This is a genomic window from Kocuria sp. HSID17590, assembly GCF_003989485.1.
GTDB classification, from domain to species: Bacteria; Actinomycetota; Actinomycetes; order Actinomycetales; family Micrococcaceae; genus Kocuria; species Kocuria salsicia.
This window is the reverse complement of sequence record NZ_RBMB01000009.1, coordinates 1-17,498: the sequence shown is the minus strand read 5'-3', so window position 1 is coordinate 17,498 and position 17,498 is coordinate 1. Positions and strand designations below refer to the sequence as shown.

The 17,498-nt window shown below is 72.0% G+C and carries 18 protein-coding genes; 16 read left to right on the top strand and 2 right to left on the bottom strand.

Going from position 1 to position 17,498, the window contains the following annotated elements:
- Window positions 1-81 precede the first annotated feature (81 nt).
- Together D8M39_RS04595 and D8M39_RS04590 are read left to right on the top strand one after the other, a co-directional pair.
- Window positions 82-996 carry an HAD family hydrolase gene (locus D8M39_RS04595; RefSeq protein WP_174233428.1) on the top strand — a complete coding sequence of 305 codons (915 nt, stop codon included), beginning with the start codon at window positions 82-84 and terminating at the stop codon, window positions 994-996.
- 216 nt (window positions 997-1,212) lie between these two features.
- Complete coding sequence (locus D8M39_RS04590) at window positions 1,213-1,842, top strand: hypothetical protein (RefSeq protein WP_055082561.1); 630 nt, start codon at window positions 1,213-1,215, stop codon at window positions 1,840-1,842.
- Window positions 1,843-1,848: 6 nt separating this feature from the next.
- Here D8M39_RS04590 and D8M39_RS04585 read toward each other — a convergent pair whose 3' ends face one another.
- The gene (locus D8M39_RS04585; RefSeq protein ID WP_232300190.1) at window positions 1,849-2,625 is read right to left on the bottom strand and encodes a hypothetical protein; all 777 of its coding nucleotides are present in this window, start codon (window positions 2,623-2,625) and stop codon (window positions 1,849-1,851) included.
- Window positions 2,626-2,803: 178 nt separating this feature from the next.
- Complete coding sequence (locus D8M39_RS04580) at window positions 2,804-3,319, bottom strand: inorganic diphosphatase (RefSeq protein ID WP_055082557.1); 516 nt, start codon at window positions 3,317-3,319, stop codon at window positions 2,804-2,806.
- Window positions 3,320-3,588: 269 nt separating this feature from the next.
- Between D8M39_RS04580 and dacB the strand changes: the two genes are divergently transcribed.
- The 14 genes from dacB to D8M39_RS04510 form a co-directional block, all read left to right on the top strand.
- The gene (gene dacB / locus D8M39_RS04575) at window positions 3,589-5,043 is read left to right on the top strand and encodes a D-alanyl-D-alanine carboxypeptidase/D-alanyl-D-alanine-endopeptidase (protein WP_055082555.1); all 1,455 of its coding nucleotides are present in this window, start codon (window positions 3,589-3,591) and stop codon (window positions 5,041-5,043) included.
- 273 nt (window positions 5,044-5,316) lie between these two features.
- Window positions 5,317-6,414, top strand: a complete 1,098-nt coding sequence (locus tag D8M39_RS04570) for a zinc-dependent metalloprotease (RefSeq protein ID WP_055082553.1) — start codon at window positions 5,317-5,319, stop codon at window positions 6,412-6,414.
- A 49-nt stretch (window positions 6,415-6,463) separates the two neighbouring features.
- Complete coding sequence (locus D8M39_RS04565; protein ID WP_055082551.1) at window positions 6,464-6,925, top strand: DNA-binding protein; 462 nt, start codon at window positions 6,464-6,466, stop codon at window positions 6,923-6,925.
- Window positions 6,926-6,928: 3 nt separating this feature from the next.
- On the top strand, window positions 6,929-8,140 hold the full coding sequence (gene tilS / locus D8M39_RS04560; protein ID WP_055082549.1) for a tRNA lysidine(34) synthetase TilS: 1,212 nt from the start codon (window positions 6,929-6,931) through the stop codon (window positions 8,138-8,140).
- Entirely contained in the window at window positions 8,137-8,688 is a 552-nt protein-coding gene (hpt, locus tag D8M39_RS04555; RefSeq protein ID WP_055082547.1) for a hypoxanthine phosphoribosyltransferase, read from the top strand. The genes tilS and hpt overlap by 4 nt, the downstream gene beginning before the upstream one ends.
- A 360-nt stretch (window positions 8,689-9,048) precedes the next feature.
- Window positions 9,049-11,193 (top strand): ATP-dependent zinc metalloprotease FtsH, encoded by a 2,145-nt coding sequence (gene ftsH, locus D8M39_RS04550; RefSeq protein WP_126874516.1) that lies wholly within the window; start codon window positions 9,049-9,051, stop codon window positions 11,191-11,193.
- Entirely contained in the window at window positions 11,194-11,850 is a 657-nt protein-coding gene (gene folE, locus D8M39_RS04545) for a GTP cyclohydrolase I FolE (protein WP_094393498.1), read from the top strand.
- Window positions 11,847-12,803, top strand: coding sequence for a dihydropteroate synthase (gene folP / locus D8M39_RS04540; RefSeq protein WP_371413759.1), 957 nt, complete (start codon window positions 11,847-11,849; stop codon window positions 12,801-12,803). The genes folE and folP overlap by 4 nt, the downstream gene beginning before the upstream one ends.
- A gap of 7 nt (window positions 12,804-12,810) precedes the next feature.
- Window positions 12,811-13,239, top strand: coding sequence for a dihydroneopterin aldolase (gene folB, locus D8M39_RS04535; RefSeq protein WP_055082543.1), 429 nt, complete (start codon window positions 12,811-12,813; stop codon window positions 13,237-13,239).
- Window positions 13,239-13,772: a 2-amino-4-hydroxy-6-hydroxymethyldihydropteridine diphosphokinase gene (gene folK, locus D8M39_RS04530; RefSeq protein WP_055082541.1), complete on the top strand. Its 534-nt coding sequence runs from the start codon at window positions 13,239-13,241 to the stop codon at window positions 13,770-13,772. Before folB ends, folK begins: the two co-directional genes overlap by 1 nt.
- Window positions 13,760-14,314, top strand: a complete 555-nt coding sequence (locus D8M39_RS04525) for a DUF3180 domain-containing protein (RefSeq protein ID WP_126874515.1) — start codon at window positions 13,760-13,762, stop codon at window positions 14,312-14,314. The genes folK and D8M39_RS04525 overlap by 13 nt, the downstream gene beginning before the upstream one ends.
- Window positions 14,298-14,822, top strand: coding sequence for a PH domain-containing protein (locus D8M39_RS04520; RefSeq protein WP_055082537.1), 525 nt, complete (start codon window positions 14,298-14,300; stop codon window positions 14,820-14,822). Before D8M39_RS04525 ends, D8M39_RS04520 begins: the two co-directional genes overlap by 17 nt.
- A 77-nt stretch (window positions 14,823-14,899) precedes the next feature.
- Entirely contained in the window at window positions 14,900-16,813 is a 1,914-nt protein-coding gene (locus tag D8M39_RS04515) for a PH domain-containing protein (RefSeq protein ID WP_238693956.1), read from the top strand.
- 69 nt (window positions 16,814-16,882) lie between these two features.
- On the top strand, window positions 16,883-17,498 hold a 616-nt coding region (locus D8M39_RS04510), incomplete at its 3' end, for a Rossmann-like and DUF2520 domain-containing protein (protein ID WP_126874514.1).

Here is a 17,498-nt window from a genome sequence, read left to right as displayed (position 1 = left end):
CGTGGCCCGGACGTCACCCGCAGGTCACCGGGGCGTCCACCGCAGGACGTGCCGCCATGGTGATGTGACACCATGACTGTCATGACTGATACCCGAACCGGCATCGACGACCGGCACACCGACGAGCGCGCGAAGAGCGCGGCCGACGCCTTCGCGCCCCTGAAGGTCCAGACCCCTCGCACCAGCTCCTGGACCCGCGAGGAGGGCGCACGCTACCTCGTGGCCCTGGACGTGGACGGCACCCTCGTGGACCACGACGGCCGGATGTCCCGCGGCGTGAAGGACGCCCTGCGCGCCGTGGTGGCCGCCGGGCACCACGTGGTGATCTCCACCGGCCGCTCCATGGGCGCCACCCTGCCCGTGATCCGCCAGGCGCACATCGACTCCGGCTTCGCCGTGTGCTCCAACGGCGGCGTGACCCTGCGCCTGGACCCCGAGCTGCCCGAGCACTACGAGGTCACCGACCGCGTGAGCTTCGACCCCGCCCACGCACTGGAGGCGCTCGCGAGCACGCTGCCCACCGCCAAGTTCGCGCTCGAGGGCGCGGACGGGAAGTTCTACTCCACGGAGCGCTTCCAGGACGCCTCCTTCGGCATCGAGGCCGTGCCCGTGGACCTGCACGAACTCGCCCAAATCCCCGCCGTGCGCCTGGTGGTCTACAGCGCCACGGACGCTCCCGGGGACTTCGCGGACGCCATCGAGCGTGCCGGGCTGCACGGCGTGGCCTACTCCGTGGGCTGGTCCTCGTGGCTGGACGTGGCCGCGAACGGCGTGTCCAAGGCGAGCGCGCTGGAGCAGATCCGCCAGCACCTGGACGTGGACCCCGCTCACACCGTGGCCATGGGGGACGGACGCAACGACATCGAGATGCTGCAGTGGGCCGCACGCGGGGTGGCCATGGGCCAGGCCCCGGACGAGGTCGCCGCCGTGAGCCGCGAGGTCACGGACAGCGTCTACGACGACGGCGCTGCGGCAGTCCTGCGCTCGCTGCTCTGAGCCGCGCGGCTCTGCGGCATCCCCCGGGGGCTCCGCGGGCCTGGTATCCGGGGACCTCTGCGGCCGGAGCACCGTTGACCAGGGCGCCGTCCTCAGGAATGCCGTGGCCCGGGGCTCCGAGGTCAGGCACCGTGGTCGGGCACTGCGCCCGGGCGCCGCGTCTGGCACGCGGGCGGTGCTGCCCGTGAAATGACATGGAACTGCGATACTGGGACCGTGTTCGTCCTGACCCTGACCCAGCGCGTGGCGGACGCCTCCCGTCCTGATCCCGCCACGGACCGCGAGGTGTGCCGGCTGCTGAGCGGGCTGTCCGTGCGCGCACCCTTCCAGCCGTCGGCGGCGGGGGTCGTGCGCGGGCTCACCGAGGACGCAGACGTCGCAGTGACCGCCGCGATGGTGGCCCTGCGCGACGACGCCTACGCCGTGGGGATCGGGGTGGGGGACGTGTTCCTCACGCCCGTCGACCAGGAGGACGGCCGGGTGGCCGTCACGGCGGAAGGTCCCGGCATGGGTTTCGGGCACGACGCCGCCCAGCACACCCGCAGCACGGAGCGCGTGGCCGTGCGGGTCAGCGCGGCGGACCCGGAGGCGGCAGAGCAGGCGGAGGCCGTGCTGCGACTCGTGGGCCACATTGTGAGCGTGCGCAGCGACGCCGAGTGGCGTGTGGTGGACCTCCTGGTTCCCGGCGCCCGCGGCCAGCAGAAGACCGTGGCCCGGCAGCTGGGCATCACCCCGCAGGCGGTGTCCAAGGCCGTGGTGCGCTCCCTGTGGCACGAGGAGTGGCGGGCCCGCCCCGCGGCGGCCACGCTGCTGCGGTTGTGCGAGTCCGGCGGCCTGCAGGGCTGAGCCTCGTCACCACCAGGTGTCCACCGTGTACCCGGCGGCTGCGAGATCCGTCTCCAGCACGGGCAGGCACTCTGCGGGCAGACGCAGGGAGCCCGCGACGTCCCGGGCGTCGAAGTAGCCCGTGAGCCACGTGAACGCCGGGTGGTCCCGGGCGAGGGACTCGCACCGGGTGACGATGCGCCTGGTCTCGGCCTCCGGTGAGAAGACCCAGAAGGACTCCAGGTCCGTCAGCTGGAACAGACCCACCCCGTGGTGCCCCCGGGGAGCGGGAAGCCCTCCGGTCCCGGTTCCGGCACCCGCGGCGGGATCTCCCCAGCCCTGCGCGGGGCTGCGGACCCATCCCCCGGAGGCCGCCGGTCCCAGCGCGGGAGCGAGCGGGTCCAGCTCCCAGCGGGGTGCGCGGAGCAGCCAGTCCGGTGGACTGGGCGGGAAGAGTGCTCCGTCCGGCGAGTCCGGCCACTGCTCGCGCCACGTGGCCCAGCTGCCTGCCTCAACGCGGTCCCAGAAGCGCTGCGCACCGATCTCCATGGAGAGGTCCGACACCGTGCTGTGCTGGCGTGCCCAGCTGCCGCCGGACCCACCGGGATCCTGACCGGCCTCGGCGGTGAACGGGCGCAGGGTGATGTCCGGGTGCAGCGGGGGTTCCGGGGCAGCCGCCGTCCCCGCGGCCGTCAGCAGCCCTCGCACCCGGCCCATGAGGTGCTCGGGACCCAGCACCTGGGTGGAGTCCGTGCCGTGGAAGACGTACACGCGCTCCACGTCGCTCGACTGCGCATCAAACACGGGCACCACCTCCGGGGATACGGCGGGCGGTGACGGTTTCACCACCCGCGCAACGGGCTGCGATCATCCCACCACGTCCCGGCGACAGGCATAAGGGACGGGTTCTGAACGGGCGATCCCCGCCTCCGGAGGGGTGCTCCGAGGGCGGGGATCTGCATCACGCGGTGAGTGCGGGAGCTCAGTCGTCCTGCTCCGCCTCCGCGGCGGTGTCGTACTGGGACTGCTGGAAGCGCTCCTGTGCCTCGACGATCAGGCGCTCGGCGGTCTCCTTGCCCTCCCAGCCCTCGCCCTTGACCCACTTGTTGGGCTCGAGGTCCTTGTAGCGCTCGAAGAAGTGCTGGATCTCCTTCTGCAGGAACTCGTTGACGTCCTCGAGGCCCTGGATCCCGTCGTAGCGCTTGTCCGTGGACACGCACAGCACCTTGGCGTCTCCGCCGGCCTCATCGGTCATGTTGAACACGGCGATGGGGCGGGCCTCCAGGATCACACCGGGCATGATGTCGACGTCCATGATGACCATGGCGTCCAAGGGGTCGCCGTCCTCGCCCAGGGTGTCCTCGAAGTAGCCGTAGTGCGTGGGGTACTGCATGGAGGTGAAGAGCACGCGGTCCAGGCGGATCCGGCCGGTCTCGTGGTCGATCTCGTACTTGACGCGCGAGCCGCGCGGGATCTCGATGGTGACGTCCAACTCCATGGTGAAACTCCTTGGTTCGTAGTGGTGCGCCCCGCGGTGGGGTGCCCCGGGGCGTCGCACACGGCGGCGCTCCGACGGCGTGCATCCGAGCTGATGCGTCCCACGATACCGGCCTCCCCCGCGGCCGGCCCGCATCGGTGGCGGTCTCCGCGCGGGCCGCGGCACGGGGACGGCGGCGTCAGGGGCCATGGCAACGTGGGTTCTGCGGGGTGGTGGTGTCGCGGCGTCGTGAGGTTGTCCGCGTCGGAGCGGCACGGAAGAATCGGCTCATGCCCGCAACCCCGCACAAGACCCCGGCGCGCCACCTCGTGTGGCCCGTCGTGTGCGTGCTGCTCGTCGTCGCGCTGGTGGTTGCGTCGGTCGTCGCGGTGCCCGCGGCACTGGCGGAGGTCGCACCCGGCTCCGGCGCGAGCACCGGCACCGGTTCTGGCGCCGTCGACGGCTCGGGCGGCACTGCGGCCGCGAACCCGTCGGTGGCGGGGGACTCGGAGGAGGCGCCCCCGGTGGACGCGGATGCCGTGCAGCGCGCCCTGGACGGGGTGCTGGACGGTGCCCCGGGAACGGCGGGTGCCGCCGTTCTCGCGGTGGACTCTGACGATGTCGTGGCGGGGGAGTCCCCGGAGCGGGCCGTGGTCCCCGCCTCGAACCAGAAGCTGGTGACTGCGCTGAGCCTCGCTGAGCACCTGGACCCGCACGAACGTCTGCGGACCACGGTGGTCACGGGGGAGGACCCTGGCAAGCTCACCCTGGTGGCGGGAGGGGACACGCTGCTCTCACCCGGGGACGGGGACCCGGAGGCCGTCAACGGCCGTGCCGGTCTCGGGACGCTCGCCCGGCGCACCGCGGACGCCCTGCGCGAGCGGGCTCCAGAAGCCGCTTCGAACGGTGTGACCGTGGCCGTGGACACGAGCCTGTTCACGGGGGCGGACCTGAACCCGGACTGGGACCCGGAGGACATAGAGTCCGGGGAGATCACCCGGGTGGCCCCCATCGCCCTGTACTCGCACCGGGTGCCCACGGCGGACGGTGCGGACCCCGGTTCCCAGGGCAGCCGCCCCTCGGACCCCGCGGCAGCCGCCGCGCAGGCGTTCGCGGACCGGCTCTCCGAGCAGTTGCGAGGCGCCCGCGTGTCCGTCAAGGGGACCGCCGCGGCACCGCAGGACGCCGAGGAGCTCGCGGCCGTGGAGTCCGCACCCGTGCACGAGCAGAGCGCCTACATGCTCGCCCACTCGGACAACTCCCTCGCGGAGACCCTCGCCCGGGTCGCTGCCGTCGCCTCGGGGCGCGAGGGCAGCGTGGCCGGTGTGCAGGAGATGCTGCCGGAGGCCCTGCAGGAGCAGGGCATTGCCACCGACGGCCTCGCGGTCAAGGACGCGAGCGGCATGGCCGCGGCAGACCGGCTCACGCCGCTGGTCCTCGCGCGCACCGTCCGCGCGCTGGTCACGGAGCAGCGCTTCGCCCCCTACGGGCGGGGACTGCCCGTGGGCGGCGGCGCGGGAACACTGGCCCAGCGCTTCGACGACTCCTCGGAAGCGGCCGCCCGAGGACGCACCCGCGCCAAGACGGGCACGCTGCTGGACGTGGCATCGCTCTCCGGCTACGTCCAGTGCGAGGACGGCAACGTGCTCGTCTACTCCCTGGTGCTCAACGGCGTGAAGGGGAAGACGGACCGCGCCCGGAACACCGTGGACACCGCCGTGGCCGCCCTGACTGGTGCCGCCTGACGCAACGGCGACCACCCACCCGCCTGGCAGCCCACGCGCTCACCCGGCCACGCACCCCGCCCCAGGCGGGCACCCCACCAGCCAAGCACCGGACAGCGCAGTCACCTGACCGCCCGGTGGCTGGCCGCCCGACACCACGGCAACGGCTCGAGCACAGCACGGCCGACTCCCGCGCACCGCACTGCGGCCGTGCAGGAAGCCGCCGGGGACTTGCCAGGAGGTGGGGCGGGAAACCCCCAAGGCGGCGTCGGGGCCGTGTGGTTGAGTGGGCGCATGAGCCAAGAACTGACGCAGCGTTCGCTCGTCGACTGGGATGCAGCCGCGCAGCTAGCCGCCAAGATGACTCCTCCGGGACCCACCCCGGCCCCGCGCGAGATGTCCAAGGCCGTGGAGTCCCTGCGCTACTTCGCGCACGAGTCTGTGCACCACGTGCACACGATCACCCGCCTGGACGCAGCCGAGAACCTGCGGGACTCCACCGTTCTGGTGGTGGACCGCGCGGGCTGGGCGAAGGCGAACACCCAGACGTTCTCCGTGCTGATGCAGCCCGTCTTCGACCGGCTGCGCGCCAAGGACCCCCAGAAGTTCGACGCCGCCAGGCGCGGTGTGGCACCCACGGCCACCGCCGCGGAGATGGCTGCGTTCGTGGGGTTCCTGTCCTCGAAGGTGCTCGGCCAGTACGACCCCTACGCGGGGCTCGTCTCCGAGACCGCGGCCCGCTCCCACCCCGGTGGCCGCCTGATGTTCGTGGCGCCCAACGTGCTGTGGACGGAGAAGGAGCTCAACGTGGCACCGGAGGACTTCCGGCTGTGGGTGTGCCTGCACGAGCAGACCCACCGCGTGCAGTTTGCCGCCGCGCCGTGGCTGCGGGACCACATGCTGGAGCAGATCACGAGCCTCGGCTCCCTGGACGCCTCCGTGTGGGACCGGGTGCGTGCGCTGGCGTCATCCGTCACGGGCCGTTCGCGCGGTGAGCGCCCGGACGCGGGTCTTGGCCCGCTGACCCACCTGCTCACCGCGCAGGAGCGGGCCACGGTCTCCCACGTCACCGCGGTGATGTCCTTGCTGGAAGGTCATGCGAACGCGGTCATGGACGCCGTGGACGCGAGGATCGTGCCCACCGTGAAGACCATTCGCCGGCGCTTCGACAACCGTTCCGCGGACCACAGTGTGGTGGACCGCTTCATCCGTTCGGTGCTGGGCATGGACGCCAAGATGCGTCAGTACAGCAACGGCCAGAAGTTCGTGGAGCACATTGTGGAGCGCGAGGGCATGGACCGCTTCAACACCGTGTGGAGCTCCCCGCAGACACTGCCCACCGAGGCGGAGATCCACGACCCCCGGGCGTGGGTGGAGCGGGTCCTGCGCTGAGTCCGCACCTGCCAGGTGATCGTTCAGACGGTTATGTCAAGATGACCCCGTGAGCTCTGAAAACATTGAACAACAGGTACGGCTGTACGGACAGCCGTTGTCAGAGCGTTTTGGCGCCGTGGTGGGGGCCTACGGTATTACGCAGCGTCGGCTGGCCCAGGTTCTGGGTCTGTCGGCGCCCATGCTCTCCCAACTCATCAGCGGCAGACGCATCAAAATCGGAAATCCGGCGGTCTACGAACGCCTGGTCATGCTCGAGGACAGCGTGAGCACCTCGGACCGGGAGGCCGTTCTGACCAGAGTGGAGGCATCCCAGCCGGTGCTCTCCACGTCCCAGATCCGCACCGGGATCGCCACGAACACGGACGCCGTGAGCGCGCTGGCCTCCGTGGTTCCGGTGGGGGAACTGGAACGCGCGCTGGTCATGCTCGGGGAGAGCACGCCGGTGCTGTCCAAGGTGCTGGCCATGGCGGAGGAGACCGCGCAGCGCTCCGGGCACGCACGGGGCTGAGGGGTGCAGCAGGGGCGCTTCGGGCGGCTGAACCCCGTGGTCGCGCGGGCGCGGCGGGCTGTTGCCCGCGGTGTGTCCGGACTGGACACCGCGGGATCTGCACCACCACTCGTGCTCGTGGGGTGCAGCGGTGGCGCGGACTCGCTCGCGCTGGCCGCCGCGGCACTGCACCTGCAGCGCCGCGGCGGCCTGCGGGTGGGGGCCGTCGTGGTCGACCACCAGCTCCAGGACGGGTCCCAGGCGGTCGCGCGGCGCACCGCTGAGGTGCTGCGAGTTGCGGGAGCGGATCCCGTGCTCGTGGAGCGGGTCACCGTCTCGCAGCGCGGGCACGGCCCGGAGATGGCCGCCCGTCTCGCCCGCTACGCCGCATTCCAGCGCGCTGTGGCTCGCACGGGAGCGGCGGCGGTGCTGCTCGGCCACACGCGGGACGACCAGGCGGAGACCGTGCTGCTCGGCCTCACGCGGGGCTCAGGCACGCGCTCGCTGGCGGGAATGTCCGAGCGCCACGTCCTGGACGGTGTGACGTATCTGCGACCGTTCCTGTGGCTCACCCGCACGGAGACCGAGACGGTCTGCGCCGCGGAGGGCCTGGACCCGTGGCTCGACCCCACCAACCGGGACACCACGCTGACCCGCTCGCGGATCCGCCACGACGTCCTGCCGCACCTCGAGCGCGAGCTCGGACCAGGCGTCGCCAAGGCGCTGGCCCGCACCGCCTCGGTGCTCGGCGCGGACGCCGACTACTTGGACGAGCAGGCTCTCGCCGCGCTCGCCGCCGCCCTGGTTCAGCCCGGCACGGCTCGGCAGCGCACACCGCAGTCCGCTCCCGAACAGGATCCCAGACCGGCCCATCTGTCTCCTGGGCCCCGCGCCCAGCGGGAACCGGAGCGCCCGGGGGGCGCCGCGCCGTCGTCCGTGGTCCTGGACGCCGCCACGGTGCAGGCGACACCACCCGCGCTGCGACGCCGTCTGCTCGCGCGCGCCTGCGCGCTCGCCGGAGGGGAGACGCCCACGTTCGAGCGGCTCGCCGCGCTCGAGGACTTCGCGCTCGGCCACGGCGCCGCTGGACCCGTCCAGCTGGCGGGTAAGGTGACTGCGTGGCGGCACCGCGCGGACGCCGAGCACGCGCGGGGGTGCCTGGAGCTGCGAGGCGGTTCCGGGAGCACGCCCCAGCAGACGACGCCCACCCAGAACAACCCCGGGAGTGCCCAGTGAAGCCGGAACACGTCAGCGAGGACCTCAGCAGCATCCTGTTCACCAAGGAGCAGATCGCCGAGAAGGTCCACGACCTCGCGCAGCAGATCGACCGTGACTACGAGGGCCGGCAGGTGCTGCTCGTGGGTGTGCTCAAGGGCGCGGTGATGGTCATGGCGGACCTCATGCGCGAACTCGAGGGCCAGTACCCCATGGACTGGATGGCGGTGTCCTCGTACGGTTCCGGCACCAAGTCCTCCGGTGTGGTGCGCATCCTCAAGGACCTCGACACGGACCTGCACGGCAAGGACGTGCTGATCGTGGAGGACATCATCGACTCCGGCCTCACACTCTCGTGGCTGCGCACCAACCTGGAGTCCCGCGGGCCCAACTCCGTGGAGATCTGCACGCTGCTGCGCAAGCCGGAGGCCATGAAGACGAGCATCGACGTCCGCTACGTGGGTTGGGACATCCCCAACGAGTTCGTGGTGGGCTACGGCCTGGACTTCGCCGAGCAGTACCGCACGCTGGACTGCATCGCCACGCTCGCGCCGCACGTCTACTCCTGAGCCCGCCCGCGCGCAGCGGCGGTGGAGAATGTGGTGCCCCGAACCGTGGTCCGCGCCGGCACCTCGCGACCGCCGAGAACCAGGCATCCCCGACGACGACGCCGCGCTGCGGGGCCACGCGCGTCTCCCGGCGGCGTCGTGCCCGCTCCCAGTCAACGCCGGGACGGGCGGGGTAGCGTGGGCCGATCGTGTGCGCTGTGAAAGAACGGACCGCACTCGAGACGAACTGGCGCCACACGAGACGATAGATTGTGGCACACGCGTCACGGCCATCGGATTCCTGGCACTCCACCCGGAGGGCCACCCGCAGGGAACGGGCCGCGCTCGGCAACGTGTCACGTCCACGGGAGGATCAACGGCTTGGCCACGGCAAAAAAACCCACAAGTTTCTTCAAGGGACCGCTCTTCTGGATCCTGCTCGCCATCGTGGTCCTGGTGCCCGTGGGCGCCATGATGTTCAGCCCCACATCCTCCCGCGTGGACACCAACGTGGGCCTCGAGCTGCTGCAGGACGGCAAGGTCAACGAGGCCAAGATCTACGACGGTGAGCAGAAGGTCGAGCTCTCCCTCAAGGAAGACCTCAACCAGAATGACCAGAACCTCGGCAAGGACGTCGAGTTCTTCTACGTGCAGCCGCGTGCGGAGGAGGTCGTCAAGAGCATGGACGACGCCCACCTCAGCGGGTTCACGGACCAGCCGGTGGAGAACAACTGGTTCCTCTCCCTGGTGCGCTTCATGCTCCCGTTCCTCATCATCCTGGGGATCTTCTGGTTCGTGTTCTCCCGCATGCAGACCGGCGGGCAGGCCATGAAATTCGGCCGCTCCAAGGCCAGGATGTTCAACAAGGAGAACTCCGAGGTCACGTTCGCGGACGTGGCGGGCGCGGACGAGGCCGTCCAGGAGCTCGACGAGATCAAACAGTTCCTGGTGGAGCACGACCGCTTCACCGCCGTGGGCGCCAAGGTCCCCAAGGGCGTGCTGCTCTACGGCCCTCCGGGCACCGGCAAGACCCTGCTGGCCAAGGCCGTGGCGGGCGAGGCGGGCGTGCCGTTCTACTCGATCTCCGGCTCGGACTTCGTGGAGATGTTCGTGGGCGTGGGCGCGTCCCGTGTGCGTGACCTGTTCCAGCAGGCCAAGGAGAACTCCCCGGCCATCATCTTCGTGGACGAGATCGACGCCGTGGGCCGCCAGCGCGGCGCAGGCATGGGCGGCGGCAACGACGAGCGCGAGCAGACCCTGAACCAGCTCCTGGTGGAGATGGACGGCTTTGACGCCAGCACCAACGTGATCCTGATCGCGGCCACCAACCGTCCGGACGTGCTGGACCCCGCACTGCTGCGCCCGGGTCGCTTCGACCGTCAGATCGGCGTGGACGCCCCGGACATGAAGGGTCGCGAGCAGATCCTGCGCGTGCACTCGAAGAACAAGCCGCTCGCGGACAACGTGGACCTCGCGTCCGTGGCCAAGCGGACCCCGGGCTTCACCGGCGCGGAGCTCGCCAACGTGATGAACGAGGCGGCCCTGCTGACCGCCCGTTCCCACGCCCAGCTGATCGACGACCGCGCGGTGGACGAGGCGATCGACCGCGTGATCGCCGGCCCGCAGAAGCGTTCGCGCGTCATGAAGGAGCTCGAGCGCAAGGTCACGGCGTACCACGAGGGCGGTCACGCGCTCGTCGCCGCTGCACTGCGCAACACGGACCCCGTCACCAAGATCACGATCCTGCCGCGCGGCCGCGCCCTGGGCTACACCATGGTGATGCCCACGGACGACAAGTACTCGACCACCCGCAACGAGCTGCTGGACCAGATGGCCTACGCCATGGGCGGGCGAGCCGCGGAGGAGATCGTCTTCCACGACCCCTCCACCGGTGCCTCCAACGACATCCAGAAGGCCACGGACACGGCCCGGAAGATGGTCACGCAGTACGGCATGAGCTCGAAGATCGGCTCCGTGAAGATCGGCGGGGACAACTCGGACCCGTTCGTGGGCCGTGAAATGGGCTCCGGAGGCAAGGAATACTCGGACCGCACGCTGGCCGTGGTGGACGACGAGGTGCGTCTGCTGCTCGAGCAGGCCCACGACGAGGCCCACCAGATCCTGCTGCAGAACCGGGCCGTGCTGGACCGCCTGGCGCTGGAGCTGCTGGAGAAGGAGACCCTCAACGAGGCCCAGATCCGCGAGATCTTCCGGGACGTCACCCTGCGGGACGTGCGCCCGGTGTGGCAGTCCGGTGAGGAGCGTGAGGTCTCGTACACCCCGCCGGTCGTCACCGCGGCCGAGCGCGAGGAGGCCCGTCGCAAGAACCTTCAGGACCCCAGCACCATGGCCCCGCAGGACCAGGCGGTGGGCGCCAAGCCGGAGCACCCCCTCGAGGTGCCCGAGCACCAGGACCCCCGGCCGGGCGGCGAGGACCAGTCCGGCCCGGGCGGTTCCGCGACCGGTGGCTCCACGGCCGGCGAGCCCGGCCAGGAACCGGGCGGTGTCCGGCGGGAGAGCCGCTGAATGACGTCCGCTGATCAGCACGGTGTCCCCGAGCCGGTCTCGGGATCCTACGAGGAGTTGGCCGCGGTCGCGTCGGCGTCCCCCGCCGTGGACCAGCCCCGCATCGCGGCGGCGGTCCGGGAGATCCTGCTGGCCGTGGGGGAGGACCCGGACCGCAGCGGACTGGAGGAAACCCCTGAGCGGGTGGCGCGGGCCTACGCGGAGATCTTCGCGGGCCTGCACGAGGACCCGGCGAAGCTGCTCGCCACCTCGTTCGACATCGGGCACTCCGAGATGGTGCTCGTGAAGGACATCCCGTTCTACTCCACGTGCGAGCACCACCTGGTGCCGTTCCACGGCGTGGCCCACGTGGGCTACATCCCGGGTCCGGAGGGCAAGGTCACCGGCCTGTCCAAGCTCGCACGGCTCGTGGACCTCTTTGCGAAGCGGCCCCAGGTGCAGGAACGGCTCACCACACAGGTGGTCGAGGCGCTGGTGACGCACCTGAACCCGGCGGGCGCGATCGTCGTGGTCGAGTGCGAGCACCTGTGCATGTCCATGCGCGGAGTCCGCAAGCCGGGCGCCCGCACCGTGACCTCGGCCGTGCGCGGGCAGCTGCGCGACCCCGCCACCCGCGCGGAGGCCATGAACCTGATCGCCGCGGAGCACCGGCGGTGAACGGCGCGCACGACGCCGCTGTGCTCCACCCGGGTGCCCCGCGGCCGGTCTCCGGCGACACCGGACCGCAGGATGCCCTCGGCTGGGGCTCCTTCGCGGCCCTGCCCACCGGGCGGACCCTGGTCATGGGTATCCTCAACGTCACGCCGGACTCCTTCAGCGACGGCGGCCACCACGACACCGAGTCCGCCGCGGTAGAGCACGGGCTGCGGCTCGCGCGGGCCGGTGCGGACATCGTGGACGTGGGCGGTGAGTCCACCCGCCCGCACAGCACGCGCGTGGCACCGCAGGAGGAGCAGCGCCGCATCCTCACGGTGATCCGCGAACTAAGCCGCCGTGGCGTCGTCGTCAGCGTGGACACCTTCAACGCGGAGACGGCCGAGGCTGCACTGGCGGCCGGCGCCCACTTGGTCAACGACGTCTCCGGGACGAACGTCAGCCCCGAGATGGTCGAGCTGGCCGGTCGCAGCGGCGCACCCTACGTTCTCATGCACTCGCGCGGGACGCCCGAGACCATGACCACCCTGACCCACTACGACGACACCGTTGCGGACGTGCTCCGCGAGCTCGCCGGGGTCCGAGACCGCCTGCTCGCCGCGGGCGTGCACCCCGAACGGCTGATCGTGGACCCGGGGCTCGGATTCGCCAAGGCCGGCGGGCAGGACTGGGAGTTGCTCCGGGCCCTGCCGCGGCTGCGGGAGATGGGCCACAAGGTCCTCGTGGCGGCGTCGCGCAAGCGGTTCCTGGGCGCCCTGCTGGCCGAGGGCGGGGAACCCCGCCCGGCCACGGGACGCGACGGCGCCACGGCAGCCATCAGCGCACTGGCCGCGTTCGGGGGAGCCTGGGCAGTGCGAGTCCACGACGTCGCGGCCACCGTGGACGCGGTCACCACCGCGCACGCGTGGCTGGGCGTCGAACCACCCGCCCTGCACCCCCGGGATCCTGGAAGCTGAACCCGTCATGAACAAGATCGTCCCCGTCGCGAACCACTGCGACCGCATCACGCTCACCGGCCTGGGGGCTGTGGGCTACCACGGCGTCTTCGAGAAGGAGCGCCGCAGCGGGCAGCCCTTCTTCGTGGACCTCGTGCTCTACGTGGACCTGCGTCCGTCCGGTGCCACGGACGAGCTCACGCTCACCGTGCACTACGGGGAGGTCGCGGAGATGGTGCGGGAGATCATCATCGGCACGCGCTTCCAGCTCATCGAGGCGCTCGCGGAGGAGATCGCCCGCTGCCTGCTGCAGCGCTTCACCGCCGTGCGCGCCCTGGACGTGACCGTCCACAAGCCCAAGGCGCCCATTGACGTCACCTTCTCGGACGTGGCGGTGAGCATCTTCCGCTCCCGCGCAGGGGAGGACACCCCCGTGGCGCCGGAGGGCGGTCGCTGATGGCGTCCCGGTGCGTCGTCGCCCTGGGGGCGAACCTCGGCGACCGAGCGGCCGTGCTGCGCGACGCAGTGGCGGCCCTGGACGCCGTTCCCCGCACGCGCGTGCAGGCGTGCTCGCCCGTGGTCGAGACCCGCCCTGTGGGCGGACCCGCGAACTCGCCGGACTACCTCAACGCCGTGGTGGAGCTGGCCACGCAGCTCGGTCCGGACGAGGTGCTCAGCGCGTGCCAGCGCATTGAGAACGCGCACGGGCGCACCCGCGAGGTGCGCTGGGGCCCGCGCACCCTGGACCTGGACGTCGTGTGCTTCGAGGGCGTGCGCAGCGAGGACCCGCGGCTGGTCCTGCCGCACCCGCGCGCCGCCGAGCGCGCGTTCGTGCTCGAGCCCTGGGCGCTCATGGACCCCGACGCGGTGCTGGAGGGGCGTTCCGTGCGCGAGCTCGCGGACGCGGCGCCGGACCGTGCGGACCTGACCGTGACCGACGTCGTCCTGTGCTCGCCGGGACAGGAGGGAGAGACTCCGTGCGCTACCTGAACCCGTGGACCCTCGTGGTGGTGGCGGCCGTGTCCGCCGCCGTGGGCTGGAGCATCAACCACGTGGTCAGCGGTGCCCACCAGGCGCTGCTGATCCTGCCGTGGGTGAGCCTCGTGGCGGAGCTGGGCGCGGGGATCGTCGTCGGCTACCTCGGGCTGCGGCTGCGGGCCTACCGGGACCCGGGGAAGGGGGCCGCGCGACGCAGGGACCCGGCCCGGCGCAAGCCGTACGACCCGGTGTGGGCCGTCGGCACCGCCGCTGCCGCGCAGGCGATCGCGTACTACGGGGCGCTGTGCGCGGGGTGGCACGCGGGGATCGGCGTGGACCAGCTGGGCCTGCTCGCGGTGCGCTCCACCCAGGAGCCGCTGTGGCAGTGCGTGGCCCAGGTGGTGGCCGGTCTGCTGCTCGTGGTGCTCGGGTGGATCGTGGAGAAATCCTGCCGCCTGCCACCGGATGACCCGGACGCGGAGGAGGAAACCCCCTACGGTGGACGGCGAGACCCGTACGCCACAGGAGAGGGAGGCTATGCCCGCCACGAATGACCCCCACGAGCTGTCCCCGGCGGAGCTGACGTGGCACCGCGTGTCCCCGCGCTATGTCACGGTGCGGGTGCTGAACAGGGTGGTGGCCACGGTGATCTGGACGGCGATCGCCTCGGTCCCGGTCCTCCTCGCGCTGCTGGGCGTCTGGGACGGTGGGGTGCAGTGGTGGCTGTGGCTTCCCCCGGCGGTCGTGCTCGTGTGGGGCGTGGTGCAGCTGTGCCTGACCCCGCGCAGGGTGCGCGCCATCGGCTACGCGCAGGCACCCACCGAGCTGTGGCTGCGCAAGGGCCTGTTCTTCCGCACCGTGACCGTGGTGCCGTACGGCCGCATGCAGTACGTGGAGATCAGCACGGGCCCGGTGCTCAACGCCTTCGGGCTGGCCTCGCTCACGCTGCACACGGCCTCCGCGAGCACCGACGCCGTGCTGCCCGGGCTGCCCCGCGAGGAGGCGGACCGGCTGCGGGAGCAGCTCACGGAGCGCGGTGAAGCCCACATGGTGGGCCTGTGATGGCGCGCGCAACCCCCGGGGACCGGTCTGTCGGGGGCCAGCCCTTCGGGGATCACCTTGCAGGGGGTCGGCCCGTCGTGGACCAGCCGCGGACCGGCACCGCGGACACGACGGCGCCCGGCCGGAGCGGGGGCCTGGAACCCCTGCAGCCGGACGCGCCGGACGTCTGGCACCGCGTGCACCCCCTCACACCGTTCGTGCGCAGCTGGCTGCTGCTCGTGGCGCTCGTCTGGGGCATCGGCCACACCTTCGTGGAGGACATCGTCTCCGCCCTGATCAAGGGCGAGCCCATCAGCGTGGACGTGGGCGGTGCGGTCCAGGTGGTGGGAGCTGGCCTGTTCATCGCCCTCCTGTGCGGTGTGCTGGGCCTGCTGATCGGCCTGGGGCTGCTCTCCTGGTGGTTCACGCGCTACCAGATCACGCGGGAGCACGTCCGCTTCCGCACCGGGTGGCTCTTCCGCACCCAGCGCCAGGCGCGGCTGGACCGCGTCCAGGGCATCGACATCGAGCGCAAGTTCCTGCCTCGCATCCTGGGTCTGGCCGCCCTGAAGTTCGACGTGGCCGACGGCGGGTCCAGCGTCCTCGAGCTCTCCTACCTGGGCCGCGACCACGCTCGCCGGCTGCGGGAGCAGCTGCTCGTGGCCGCCCACGAGGCCGCCGACGACGCCCCCGCCGCCTCTCGTGGGCCCGGCACCGCTGACTCGGCCGCCCTCGCGCCGGGCACCCTGAATCCGGCCGCATCCGGGGACGGCAATGTCGTCGGCCGGGCGGACGGAACCTCCGGGACGGCGGGCGCATCCGAGGGCGGGGCTCTCTCGACCGGCGGTGCCCCCGTGCACCCGGCTCCCTGGGACCGTTCGGGCACGGCCGCCGCACCGGCGGGCGGTACGGGAGCCGTGCGCGGTGCCCGCGGCGAGGCGACCATCCCGCAGGGTGCCGCGGCGGAGGCAGCGGGGACGGCGGCGTCGTCGAAGGGTGCCCGTGACGGCGTGGACGTGCGCGTGGCCCGCAAGTACGGGCTGCTCACGGAGCAGGACGAGCTCCGGCAGGTCTTCACGGTGCCCACGGGCAGGGTGCTGCTGAGCCTCGTGTGCTCGGTGCCCGCGGTGCTCCTGGGCCTGGTGCTGGTGGCCGCGGCCGTGGCGTGGGTGGTCTACCCGGGTGCCCTGCTCGTGCTGGTGCCCACCGCCGTCCCGATGCTGCTGGGCGTGGTCTCCGGGCTCTACGGGCGGCTTGAGAAGAGCTGGGGGTTCACGCTCAGCGAGGTCCCCACCGGCGTCCGGTCCCGGGCGGGGCTGTTCAACGAGCGCTCCTCGACCATCCCCACCGGCCGGGTGCAGGCACTGGAGGTGACCCGGCCCGCCCTGTGGCGGTTCTTCGGCGGCCACCGGGTGGTCGTGACCACGGCGGGCAAGGGCGGTGTGGAGGCCGCCGAGGGGCTGGGCTCGCTCGTGCTCCCCGTGGGCACGGCCGAGCAGGTGCGCGAGATCCTGGCCCTGCTGCTGCCACTGCCGGACGACCCGGAACCCCTCGTGACCGAGGGCCTCGACGGCGTGGGGGACACCGGCCGGTTCACCACGAGCCCCCGGCGCGCCCGCTGGTTCGACCCGCTCACGTGGCGGCGCACCGGCTTCGCGATGGACGACTCCTCCCTGGTGCTGCGCCGCGGTCGGCTCAGCCGGCACGCGAGCGTGGTCCCGCACCACAAGACGCAGTCCGCCGCGCTCTCCCAGGGGCCGCTGGAGCGTCGCCTGCGGCTCACGAGCTTTGCCGTGCACGTGACGGCCGGCAGCGTGACCACATCCGTGGACCACCTGGACGTGGACCGCGCTCGCGAGGCGCAGTGGCGTCAGAGCGAGCTCGCGCGGGCCGCTCGTGAACGGGTCGGCGGGCACCGCGGGAACGCCGGGGCCGTCACCTCGGACGCCCGCGGCAGCGACGTCGCTGCTGACATCCCGCGTGCCGACGGCCCGATCCCGCCCCGCCCCTGACCGCCCCACGGTCCCCGCACCGGTGTGCGCTAGCCTGTGCGTGCCGTCGTCCCTCCCGAGGAGTTCTCCGTGTCCCAGCCCAGTCACCGCCCAGGCCGTCTCGGCGTGGGTGTCATCAGCGCGGGAAAGGTGGGTGCCGTGCTCGGTGCCGCCCTGCGCGCGGCGGGACACGCCGTCGTCGGCGTCCACGCGTCCTCGCCCGAGAGCCGGGAGCGGGCCGCCGCCCTGCTGCCGGACGTGCCCGTTCTGGACGTCCCCACCATCGTGGAGCGCAGCGAGCTCGTGCTGCTCGCCGTCCCGGACGACCAGCTGCCGGGGCTCGTGAGCGGGCTCGCGCAGACCGGTGCGTGGCAGCCCGGCCAGCTCGTGGTCCACACGGCCGGCCGCTACGGCACGGACGTGCTGGAACCGGTGCGTGCCGCGGGCGGGATCGGCCTGGCCATCCATCCGGCGATGACCTTCACCGGGCTGAGCCTGGACCTGCAGCGGCTCGTGGACTGCAGCTTCGGCGTCACCGCCGCGGCACCCGTGCTGCCCATCGCCCAGGCGCTCGTGGTGGAGATGGGGGCCGAGCCGGTGGTGGTCGCCGAGGCGGACCGCCCGCTCTACCACGCGGCCCTCGCCCACGGCTCGAACCACGTCATGACGCTGCTCGGGGAGTCCATGCAGCTGCTCGGGGAGATCA

What these genes read in the sequence shown, in the direction of transcription:
- D8M39_RS04595 (WP_174233428.1), top strand. Translation starts at nt 82, where the DNA reads ATGACTGATACCCGAACCGGCATCGACGACCGGCACACCGACGAGCGC.
- D8M39_RS04580 (WP_055082557.1), bottom strand. Translation starts at nt 3,319, where the DNA reads ATGGAGTTGGACGTCACCATCGAGATCCCGCGCGGCTCGCGCGTCAAG.
- dacB (WP_055082555.1), top strand. Translation starts at nt 3,589, where the DNA reads ATGCCCGCAACCCCGCACAAGACCCCGGCGCGCCACCTCGTGTGGCCC.
- D8M39_RS04570 (WP_055082553.1), top strand. Translation starts at nt 5,317, where the DNA reads ATGAGCCAAGAACTGACGCAGCGTTCGCTCGTCGACTGGGATGCAGCC.
- folE (WP_094393498.1), top strand. Translation starts at nt 11,194, where the DNA reads ATGACGTCCGCTGATCAGCACGGTGTCCCCGAGCCGGTCTCGGGATCC.
- folB (WP_055082543.1), top strand. Translation starts at nt 12,811, where the DNA reads ATGAACAAGATCGTCCCCGTCGCGAACCACTGCGACCGCATCACGCTC.
- folK (WP_055082541.1), top strand. Translation starts at nt 13,239, where the DNA reads ATGGCGTCCCGGTGCGTCGTCGCCCTGGGGGCGAACCTCGGCGACCGA.
- D8M39_RS04520 (WP_055082537.1), top strand. Translation starts at nt 14,298, where the DNA reads ATGCCCGCCACGAATGACCCCCACGAGCTGTCCCCGGCGGAGCTGACG.